This window comes from Cupriavidus sp. 05N38 (genome assembly GCF_056397345.1).
Genome location: NZ_JBFTNF010000083.1, coordinates 16,874 through 28,089 on the forward strand (window position 1 = coordinate 16,874; position 11,216 = coordinate 28,089).

Genomic DNA, 11,216 nt, shown 5'->3' on the forward strand with positions numbered 1-11,216 from the left:
CCCTGTTTCCTGCGTCCTTCGCGCTTGCGCGCGCCTGGTCGCCCGCGCGCGGCATGCAGCCGCGCTACCTGTCCGTGCGCCGCGCGGACGGAACGGGCGGCTGCGTTCCTGCGCCCGTGAGCGCCGCCTGGCGATCGCCATGACCTTCCTTCCGGCCGTCACTTCCGTTTCATGACTTCGCTGCAATTCCGCCCCGGTCCCGACTTCCTGCCGCAGGCCGCCGCCGCGGCCTGGTATTTCCTCGACCGCTGCGGGGAGCAGCAGGCCGCCGCACACGTGGTGGTGCCTACGGCGGCGCAGATCCCCGGCGTGCGCCAGGCGCTCGATGCCGCCGCGCGCGCGGCCGGTGCGCCGCGCCTGCTGCCGCGCGTGCTCACGCTCGGCCACTGGCTGCTGGATATGCCGCCCGACGCGCAGCCGGTGCGCAGCCATGCGGCGCGGCTGCTGGCGGTGCAGCAGGCCATCCGGTCGCAAGACTGGCTGCGGCGCGCATTCGGCGCCCAGACCGAAGCCGCCGCCTGGGGCCTGGCGCAGACGCTGCTCACCATCAGCGACGAGCTGAGCGCGCGCTGGCTCGACGACGCGGCCATCCGCGACGAGGATATCGACGGCGACGACCGCGCGGCCTTGCTGCAGGGCGCGCTGGAGCGGACCTACGCGCATCTGTCATCGCGCTTTCTCGGCGAGGAGGCGCGCATCGTGATGGCCTTCTGGCAAGCCTTGTCCGGCCCGGACGATCCCTTGCCGGCGCGCCGCCGCGCGCTGCACCGGCTCGCCACGCACGTCGACGGCCCCGTCATCTGGCTGGGCCCCACGCCGCCCACGCCGATCGACGAGGCGTTCCTGCAGCAGGCCGCGGAACTGGTGCCGGTGATGCGCATCGGCTACGACTGGAYCGCACTGGCGCAAGGGCCGGACGAGGAGGATGGCGCCGGAAATGGCGCCGGAGATGGCGCGCAGGCTCACGACTGGTACGACACCTTGCTCGCGCTATGGCCCGAGGCGCGCCTGCCCGGGGCGCAGGCGTCCGCGGCAGGCCGCGCGCCGCCACGCGGCCTGCCGGCGCAGCGTCCGCGCGTGCGCGTGGTTGGCAGCGCGCGCTTCGAGGACGAAGCCGCGGCCGCGGCCGGCCAACTGGTGCAGTGGCTCAACGAAGGCCGGCGCCACGTGGCACTGGTCGCGCACGACCGCGTGGTCGCGCGGCGCGCGCGCGCCTTGCTGGCGCGCGCCGGCGCGCCGGTGCGCGATGAAACCGGCTGGAAGCTTTCCACCACGCGCGCCGCCGCGGCGCTGATGCGCTGGTTCGACCTGCTCAACCAGGACGGCAATACCGCGGCGCTGCTCGACCTGCTCAAGAGCCCGTTCTGCTTGCCCGATTTCGCCGGGCGCGGCGCGGCCATCGCCGCGCTCGAGCGGCAGATCCGCCGCGACGGCATCAGCGGTGGCTGGCGCCGCCTGCAGCAGCGCTTCGCGCCGGAGGCCAGGCGCGACAGCCTGGCCGAAGTGTCGGAAGCGTCCGGCGAGCCCGGCGAAGATGCACGCCACGCCGCGCGCGAGGCTGCCTGCGAGCTGGTGCAGCGGCTGGCCGCCGAGGCCGGCGAATGGCCGCGCGGCCGCACGCAGAAGCCGGTTTCCACCTGGCTTGAGCGGCTCGACGCCACGCTTGATGCGCTTGGCATGCGCGAGGCCCTGGCCGCGGACGACGCCGGCCGCCAGTTGCTCGACGCGCTGGCGCGCCTGGCCGAGCTGCCGCAGGACGAGACCGGCGCGGCCGCCACGCTCGACCTGGCGGAATTCCGCTCGATGCTGTCGGCGCTGCTCGAATCCGTGGCCTACAAGGAGCCGTCGGCCAGCGGCTCCGCGCGCATCGCCATCCTGCCGCTCAACGGCGCGCGCATGCGACGCTTCGACGGCGTGGTGGTGGTCGGCTGCGACGATGGCCAGCTGCCTTCGAGCGCGGCCGAGCTGATGTTCTTCTCCAACCAGATGCGCCGCGAGCTCGCGCTGGAAGACCGCGAAGTCCGCTTCGCCCAGCAGGCGCGAGATCTCGCCGAGGTACTGCTCAACAACGACGACGTGATGCTGACCTGGCAGCGCCTCGGCGCGCGCGGCGAACCCAAGCACGTCTCGGGCTGGCTCGAGCGGCTCAGCGCGCTGTGCTCGCGCGCGGGGGTGCCGATCGAGGCCAGCGCCTTGCCGCTGCTGCACGACACCTTTGCCGAGGTCGGCGGTATGCCGGCCCCGGCGGCATCGGAGCTGGTGCCTGCGCGCTGGAGCGCGCAGGCGTACAACATGCTGCGCCGCTGTCCGTATCAGTTCTTCGCCGGCCGCATGCTCGGCCTGGCTGGTCTCGAGGTGGTCAGCGACGATCTCGAAAAGCGCGATATCGGCGAACTGCTGCACCGCGTGCTGTTGCGCTATCACCGCGAGGCCGCGCAGGATGGCCTGCGCCATGACGATGCGCGCCTGGCGCGGCTGCGCGAAATCTCCGAACACGAATTCGGCGCGCTGATGCGCGAGGACGGCAACGCCATCGGCTACTACCGGCGCTGGTGCGAAGTGCTGCCGTCCTACGTCGCGTGGCAGGCCGAGCGCGAGGCGCAAGGCTGGTTCTGGGATGGCGGCGAACTTGACGCTACGGTCGACCTGGCCATGCCGGATGGCCAGCCGCTGCGCGTCAACGGCCGCATCGACCGGCTCGACCGCGCGCGCGACGGCAGCCGCGCGGTACTGGACTACAAGACGCAGAGCGTGCTGCGCCTCAAGCGCAAGGTCGCGGATGTGGAAGAGGATTGCCAGTTGCCGTTCTATGGATTGCTGCGCGCCGACGTGAAGGTCGGCAGCTGGGTGGCGCTCGAGGGCACCAGGGACGGGACGCCCGCGTCCCAGCGCGAGGTGGGCCTGCCCGATTTCGATGCCGCCGTGGCGTGGCTCGCGCGCCAGTTGCGCGAGGACGTGATGCGCCTGCGGCAGGACGCGCCCATGCCGGCCTTCGGCGACGCCAGCGCATGCACCTATTGCACCGCGCGAGGGCTGTGCCGCAAGGGCTTCTGGGAGAGCACGGCATTGCCGCCGCAGGTCGGGGGGCGGGCATGAGCATCCACGCCTATCTGCGCGACGGCGCAGCGGTCGCCGAAGCGGAGTTCACGCGCGCGGCGTGCGATCCCGCCGCCTCGGTGGTGGTGGAGGCCTGCGCCGGCAGCGGCAAGACCTGGCTGCTGGTGGCGCGCCTGCTGCGCCTGCTGCTGGCGGGCGCGGCGCCGCACGAGATCCTCGCCATCACCTTCACGCGCAAGGCCGCGGAGGAAATGCGCGAGCGCCTGCTGGAAGTGCTGGCGCAGCTCGCGCGCGACGATGACGAAGCCGTGATTGCCGCGCTGGTCCAGCGCGGGCTGCCGGAGGCTGCCGCGCGCGCCGCGCTGCCGCGTGCGCGCGGGCTGCATGCGCAGGTGCTGGCCGCGCCGGGTCGCATGGCGATCGACACGTTCCATGGCTGGTTCGGCACGCTGTTGCGCGGCGCGCCGCTGGCATCGGGCATCGTGCCCGGCGCCACGCTGCGCGAGGACGCGCTGCGCATGAAGCGCGAGGCGTGGGCGCCGTTCTGGCAGGCCCTGGCCACGCCGCCGTATGCCGCGCTGCGCGCGGCGTTCGAGCAGCTGGTGGACGCCATCGGCGAATTCCAGGCGCGCGCCTTGCTCGATGCCATGTTCCATGCGCGCAGCGAGTGGCTTGCCTTCAAGGAGAGCACCGATCCCGCCGAGGCGCTGGCCGCCGATCTCGGCGACGACGCGCGCGTCGACGTATTGCTCGAGGTGCTGGCCGACGACAGCTGGCTCGACGCCTGCCAGGACATGGCATCGCAACTGGGGCGCGGCGGCAAGACCGAGCAGGCTCACGCCACGCGCCTGGTGGACGCGCTGATGGCGATCCGCGCCTGGCGCGAGAGCGGCGGCGAAGGCGGCGAGCCCGCCGAGCGCGCCTTCGTGGTCCTGCGCGATGCGTTCTTCACCGCCGCCGGCAAGCCGCGCTCGCTGCGCGCCACATCCGCGCTGACCAAGGCGCTGGGCGGTGAAGCCGCGGTCGAGGCGTTCGTGGCCGGGCATGGCGAGTTCTGCGCCGCGCTGGAGCGGGTGGCGCAGCGTCGTTGCGAGGCCGCCGTGCTGGCCGTCAACCTGGCGCTCTACGAACTCGGCGATGCGCTGCTGATGCGCTACCAGCATCACAAGTCCGAGCAGCGCGCGATGGATTTCGCCGACCTGGAATGGCTGGCGGCAAAGCTGATGCGCGACGAAGAAACCGCCACCTATCTGCAGGTCCGCCTCGACGCGCGCTACCGTCACCTGCTGCTCGACGAGTTCCAGGACACCAATCCGCTGCAGTGGCGCATCCTGCAGGGCTGGCTGGCTGGCTATGCAGGGCTGGGCGAGCGGCCCACGGTGTTCCTGGTGGGCGACCCGAAGCAGTCCATCTATCGTTTCCGCCGCGCCGACGCGCGGCTGTTCCAGGCCGCCAGCGAGATGCTGCAGGCCGGCTTCGGCGCCACCGTGCTGCGCACCAACCGCACGCGCCGCAACCGGCCCGAGGTGCTCGACTGGGTCAATGCCGTGTTCGATGGCGCGCGCGCCGACGGCCGTTATCCGCTGTTCGAGACCCAGACCACCGCGCTGGACGAGCCCGGCGGCCCGGTGTGGCTGCTGCCGCTGGTCGAGCCCGAGGCGCAATCCCACGAGGGCACGGAAGAGGGCGCGGAAGATGGCGCGGACGAAGCCCGCGATGCCGCGCCCGCCGCCACCCACCGCGACACCCTGACCCAGCCGCGCCAGCACGAGGGCGATTCGCTGCGCCTGGAGGAGGGCAGGCGCGTGGCCGCGTGGCTGCGCCATATCCGCGCCACGGTGCCGGTAGCGGACAGCGACGGCGCGCGCCCCGCGCGCTGGAGCGACATGCATCTGCTGGTACGCCGCAAGACCCACCTGGCGCAATACGAGCGTGCCTTCCGCGAGGCTGGCATCCCCTGCCTGAGCCCGCGCCGCGGCGGCCTGCTGGCCACGCTCGAGGCGCTCGACCTGTCGGCGCTGCTGGCCTTCCTGATGACGCCGGAGTCGGACCTGGACCTGGCCCACGTGCTCAAGAGTCCGCTGGTAGGCGCCACCGACGACGACCTGGTCGCCATCGCGCGCATGGCGCAGGCGCAGGAGCCGCGCCCGGGCTGGTGGGCTTGCCTGCGCGAGCAGGGCCTGCCCGAGTTTGCCAGCCCGGCGCTGCGCGATGGCGTGGCGCGCCTGCGCCACTGGCTGGAGGTGGCGCCGCACCGCCCGGTGCACGACCTGATCGACCATATCTATCACGGCGGCGAGGTGYGCCGGCGCTATGCCGAGGCCGCGCCCGCCGAGATCCGCGACCAGGTGCTGGCCAACCTCGATGCCTTCCTCAAGCTCTCGCTCGATCTCGACGGTGGGCGCTATCCGAGCCTGCCCAAGTTCATCGATGAGCTGCAGGAAATCCGCCGCGGCGAAGAGGGCGAAAGCCCGGACGAAGGTGGCATGGCGGACAACGCGGAAGACGCCGAGGGCGATGCCGATGCCGATGTCGCCGACAGCGCGCTGGACGCCGTGCACATCCTGACCGTGCACGCCGCCAAGGGCCTGGAGGCGCCGTTCGTGGTGCTGCTCGATGCCAACCACAGCGACGCCGCCGCCGACCGCGGCGGCATCCTGGTCGACTGGCCGCCGGCGTCGCCGGTGCCGGTGCATTTCTCCGCCTATGGCAAGCGCAGCACGCGCGGGCTGGCGCGCGCGCCACTGTTCGAAGCCGAGGCGGCGCTGGCCGAGCGCGAGAACTGGAACCTGCTCTACGTCGCGATGACGCGCGCGCGGCAGGGCTTGCTGGTGAGCGGCGTAAAGGGGCGCGCATCGCGCAGCGCCGAGAGTGCGCAAGGCAACCGCGAGATCGCCGGCAGCTGGTATGCGCGCCTGCAGGCGGCCGGGGTCGGCGCGTTGGTGGACGCCCGCCCGCCGTCGACGGCCCATGCCGACGGCGAGCGGCTGGCCGGCAACGATGCGCGCGTGCGCTATGCCGATTTCCGTCAGCGCTACCGCGAGGCGGCGGACACGCTGGTGCCGGCATACGAATGGGAGGATGAAGACAGCGCGCAGGAGCCCGCCGAAGACGACAGCCACGCCATCGTGTTCGATGCCGACGCGGCCCGTCATGGCGAGTTGCTGCACGCGTTGCTCGAGCGCATCACGCGCTATCCCGAGGCGTTCGAGGCATTCCCCGCGCCCGAAACGGTGATGCGCTGGTTTCCGCTTGCGGGTGGCGGCGACGCCCAGGCGCGCGAACTGTGGAGGACGCAGGCGCAGGCCGCGCTGGATGCCGCGCGCCTGATGCTCGACTCGGCGGCGCTGCGGCCGCTGCTGTTCCCGCAGGGTGCGCGCAGCGCCCGCAACGAGGTCGAGCTGTATGACGCGCGCGGCCGCCTGCTACGCATCGACCGCCTGGTGGAGTTCGACGCGCGCGTGGTGATCATCGACTACAAGCTGCGCCTGCTGCCGCAGGAGCATGCAGCCTACGCACAGCAGCTTGCGCGCTATGTGGCGGCAGTCAGGCCGATGTTTCCGGGGCGGCGCGTCGAGGCGGGCGTGGCCACGGCCGACGGCGAGTGGATCGTGGCTGATGCGCTGCAGGCTGCACGCCAGGGCTCCCTGTTCTAGACTTGTCCTGGATCAGGGCATGCGCTGGCCGGCGCGGCACAATAGGCGGGCCGGCGCGCATTGGCGAGCGAGGCGCGAAGCGACAGGCCACGGGCGTAGCGGTGCGCCGGCAAAACCAGTGCCGGCAAATACCAGAGTCGGCAAATACTCGATGATACGGGGAGGTCTTGCGAAAGGCGGGATTGCAGAGCGTACGCTGCAAGGAAGAATTGGGGGACGAGCCTGACCCTCGGCACTGGCGGAAAACGGCTGTGGCTGCTTCGTTCCCGACCTGACCAGGTTGACCGCGCCGCCATGCGAGGAGGCCCGTCCGGTGCGCATTGTAACCTAGAGCGGGCGGCTCTGGCGATTTCCCTCGAAATTGATCGGATGAATGGATCGGCTGGCGCGGGCCGGGGGCTTCCCGGCAGCGCCATATTGAAACCGTGCAGGCCGGCGGGCACCGCAGCCACAAGCCCGGCAAGACCAGCGAGAACCAGCGATGAATGCCAACGAACAGATGCTCCGTGCCACGCTGCCACCCCAGGACATCTCCACCGAAGTCCTGCTGGAGAAGTACGCCAAGGGCGAGGAAGCCACCATTGCCGATGTGCGCCTGCGCGTAGCACGGGCGCTTGCCGAGGCCGAAGCCCCGGCCGACCGCGAGCGCTGGGCCGAGCGCTTCCTGTGGGCACAGGAGCAGGGCTTCGTGCCGGCCGGGCGCATCAACTCCGCGGCAGGCACGCGCATCGAGGCCACCTTGATCAACTGCTTCGTGCAGCCGGTGGGGGATTCGGTGTCCGAGGCGCGCGGCGGCAAGCCCGGCATCTATACCGCCGTGGCGCAAGCGGCCGAGACCATGCGGCGCGGCGGCGGCGTGGGCTATGACTTTTCGGCGATCCGGCCGGCCGGCGCCCTGGTGCGGGGCACGCATTCGCGCGCCTCGGGGCCGGTATCGTTCATGAAGGTGTTCGACGCATCCTGCGCTACGGTGGAATCGGCGGGATCGCGCCGCGGCGCGCAGATGGGGGTGTTGCGCTGCGATCATCCGGATATCGAGACCTTCATCCACGCCAAGGACAAGGGGGACCTGACCAATTTCAATATCTCGGTCGGTGTCAGCGATGACTTCATGCGCGCGGTCGAGGCCAACGCCGAGGTGGAGCTGGTCCACGAGGCCGAGCCTGGCGCCGAGGTCATCGCCGCCGGGGCCTACCGGCGCGACGACGGCCAGTGGGTCTACCGCCGCGTGCCCGCCCGGCAGTTGTGGGACCAGGTCATGCAGGCCACCTACGACCATGCCGAGCCCGGCGTGCTGTTTCTCTCGCATATCAACGACGACAACAATCTCTACTACTGCGAACGCATCGAGGCCACCAACCCTTGCGCGGAGCAGCCGCTGCCCGCCTATGGCTGTTGCGACCTGGGCTCGATCGACCTGACCCGCTTCGTGCGCCAGCCTTTCGGCGCGGATGCCCGCTTCGATTTCGAGGCCTTCGCGGAAGTAGTGCGGCTGTCCGTGCGCATGCTCGACAACGTGCTCGATATCACGTTCTGGCCTTTGCCCGAGCAGCGCGCCGAAGCCCATGCCAAGCGCCGCGTCGGCCTGGGCTTCCTGGGCCTGGGCAGCGCGCTGGTGATGCTGGGCATCCGCTACGATGCCGAAGCCGGGCGCGCCCTGGCCGCGCGCATCGCCGAGACCCTGCGTGACACCGCCTACCTGGAATCTGCCGGCCTGGCGCGTGAGAAGGGCGCCTTCCCCCTGTTCAAGGCCGGCGAATACCTGGCCAGCGGCTTTGCGCGGCGGCTGCCGCAGACCGTGCGCGATGTCATTGCCCGCGACGGCCTCCGCAATTCGCACCTGCTCTCCATCGCGCCCACCGGCACCATCACGCTGGCGTTTGCCGACAATGCCTCGAACGGCATCGAGCCGGCCTTCTCGTGGACCTACAACCGCCGCAAGCGCATGGCGGACGACAGCTACCGGGTGTTCGAGGTGGCCGACCATGCCTGGCGGCTCTACCGCCATCTCGGCGCCGACATGGCGCAACTGCCGGACAGCTTCGTCACGGCGCTGCAGATGTCGGCGCTGGACCATATGAAGATGCTCGAGGCGGTGCAGCCCTATATCGATACCAGCATCAGCAAGACCGTCAACGTGCCGGAGGACTATCCCTACGAGGCCTTCCGGAATCTCTACCTGGAAGCGTGGCGGGCCGGGCTGAAGGGGCTTGCCACCTACCGCCCCAACAGCGTGCTCGGGGCGGTGCTGTCGGTGCCGGCGGACGCGCCGGCAGCGCCCGCCGCGACGGCGCAGGCCGACGATCCCCTGAGCAAGCCGTTCGGCAGCCGCCCGGTGGGCGACCTCGAAGGGGTGACATCCAAGGTCGAATACATGACCTACGAAGGGCACAAGACCGTCTATCTCACCGTCAACTTCATGCGTGTGGCCGGCGTGCTGGACGGCAAGCCAGTGGCGGTGGAGCGGCCGGTGGAATTCTTCATGCCGGCCGGGCAGCGCAATGACGGCCAGCAGTGGATCACCTCCACCATGCGCCTGCTGTCGATGGTGGCGCGCTCGGGCGGCTCCATCGCCAAGGCCCTGGCCGACATGCGCAATGTGGTGTGGGACAAGGGCACGGTGCGCTACGGCACGCTGGTGCGCCAGGACGGCAGCGAGGCGCCGCGCTTTCACGATTCCGAGGTGGCCGCGATCGGCTACGCCCTGCAGCGCATCCTGATCAAGCGGAGCTTCCTTGACGCCGAAGGTGGCCAGGTGCCGGTGGCGGCGCTTGCGGCGCGCCTCGCCGTGCTGGAGGGGAGGGGGCCGGAAGCGATCGGCGGGCAGGCGGCCGGCGCCGGGCAGCCGGCTCGCGCGGCGGGCCAGTCGGCGGCGGGCCTGGGCCTCGGTTCGGGCAAGCCCTGCCCCGAGTGCGGTGCCCATGCCTTGCACAAGGTCGACGGCTGCGCCAAGTGTGCCAATTGCGGCTACGTCGGGGAGTGCGGATAGCCGGCGCGGGCGCAGACCGCAAGCCGGAGCGCAAAGCCGGGTCAAATACAGGGGATCGCGCGAAGTCCCCGCTGGACGACGGCCGCCATTTGCTACAATCGCCGCCATGAGTTATCAAGTGCTAGCGCGCAAATGGCGCCCCCGGGATTTCACCACGCTGGTCGGCCAGGAGCACGTGGTCCGCGCGCTCACGCACGCGCTGGAGCAACAGCGGCTGCATCACGCCTACCTGTTCACCGGCACGCGGGGCGTCGGCAAGACCACGCTGTCCCGGATCCTGGCCAAGGCGCTCAATTGCCTCGGGCCGGACGGCAACGGTGGCATCACCGCACAGCCGTGCGGGGTCTGCAAGGCCTGCACCGAGATCGACAGCGGGCGCTTCGTCGACTACATCGAGATGGACGCGGCCTCCAACCGCGGCGTCGACGAGATGGCCTCCCTGCTGGACAAGGCGGTGTACGCGCCGACCGCGGGGCGCTTCAAGGTCTACATGATCGACGAAGTGCACATGCTGACCAACCACGCCTTCAACGCCATGCTGAAGACGCTGGAGGAGCCGCCCGCGCACGTCAAGTTCATTCTGGCCACCACCGATCCGCAGAAGATCCCGGTCACGGTGCTGTCGCGCTGCCTGCAGTTCAACCTCAAGCAGATGCCGCCGGGCCATATCGTCGGCCACCTCGACCATATCCTGGGCGAGGAAGGCATCGAGCGTGACGCCAACGCACTGCGCCTGCTGGCCCAGGCCGCGCACGGCTCGATGCGCGACGCGCTGTCGCTGACCGACCAGGCCATTGCGTACAGCGCCGGCCAGGTATCCGAGGGCGCGGTGCGCGGCATGCTCGGCGCCATCGACCAGAGCTACCTGGTGCAACTGCTGGACGCGCTGGCGGCCGAGGATGGCGCCGCCATGCTGGCGGTGGCCGATGGCATGGCCGATCGCAGCCTGTCCTTTGCGGGGGCGTTGCAGGATCTCGCCTCGCTGCTGCACAAGGTCGCGCTGGCCCAGGCGGTGCCCGCATCGGTGCAGGAAGAATGGCCGGAGGCCGCGGATGTGCGGCGCTTTGCCGGCAGCTTCGATGCGCAGGAAGTGCAACTGTTCTACCAGATCGCCAACCTGGGCCGCAGCGAGCTGGCCCTGGCGCCAGACGAGTACGCCGGCTTCACCATGACGCTGCTGCGCATGCTGGCCTTCCGTCCTTCGGCCAGTCCTGCGCCCGTTCCGGCGCAGGGCGGGGGTCAGCAGGCACGGCCCGCACGTGCCGCTGCGTCCGCGGGCCGCGCGGCCGCAGACGCTGCTGTCACCGCTGTCACCGCTGTCACCGCTGTCGCGCCCGCTGCCGTGGTGGCGGCTGCGCCGGTTTCGGCTCCCGCTGCTTCCGCACCCGTACATACCTTGCGTCCGCCCATCGCGGCAGCGCCGGCAGAGGCGCCGAGCCCGGCCCCCGCTGCCGCCGCGCCGGTGAGGATGCAGGAGCCGGCCGCGGCGCAGGTGGCCCCGGCCGCCGCCGCGC

General features: G+C 71.0%; 4 protein-coding genes and 1 other RNA gene. 4 read left to right on the forward strand and 1 reads right to left on the reverse strand.

The features are described 5' to 3' along the window. Window positions 1-171 precede the first annotated feature (171 nt). Window positions 172-3,096, forward strand: a complete 2,925-nt coding sequence (locus tag AC1DK4_RS36005; RefSeq protein WP_477132117.1) for a PD-(D/E)XK nuclease family protein — start codon at window positions 172-174, stop codon at window positions 3,094-3,096. Continuing rightward, the gene (locus AC1DK4_RS36010) at window positions 3,093-6,713 is read left to right on the forward strand and encodes a UvrD-helicase domain-containing protein (protein ID WP_477132118.1); all 3,621 of its coding nucleotides are present in this window, start codon (window positions 3,093-3,095) and stop codon (window positions 6,711-6,713) included. The genes AC1DK4_RS36005 and AC1DK4_RS36010 overlap by 4 nt, the downstream gene beginning before the upstream one ends. Before the next feature lie 212 nt (window positions 6,714-6,925). On the opposite strand, the gene ffs is transcribed toward AC1DK4_RS36010, so the two are convergent. Continuing rightward, window positions 6,926-7,024, reverse strand: an RNA gene (ffs, locus tag AC1DK4_RS36015) — signal recognition particle sRNA small type. 170 nt (window positions 7,025-7,194) lie between these two features. On the opposite strand from ffs, the gene AC1DK4_RS36020 reads away from it, so the two are divergent. Beyond that, window positions 7,195-9,702, forward strand: coding sequence for an adenosylcobalamin-dependent ribonucleoside-diphosphate reductase (locus tag AC1DK4_RS36020; protein WP_441618381.1), 2,508 nt, complete (start codon window positions 7,195-7,197; stop codon window positions 9,700-9,702). Between the two features lie 106 nt (window positions 9,703-9,808). After that, the coding region (locus tag AC1DK4_RS36025) for a DNA polymerase III subunit gamma/tau (protein WP_477132119.1) at window positions 9,809-11,216 on the forward strand (1,408 nt) is incomplete at its 3' end.

Bases quoted from the DNA above. Each gene is read 5' to 3' on its own strand.
- AC1DK4_RS36020 (WP_441618381.1), top strand. From the start codon at position 7,195: ATGAATGCCAACGAACAGATGCTCCGTGCCACGCTGCCACCCCAGGAC.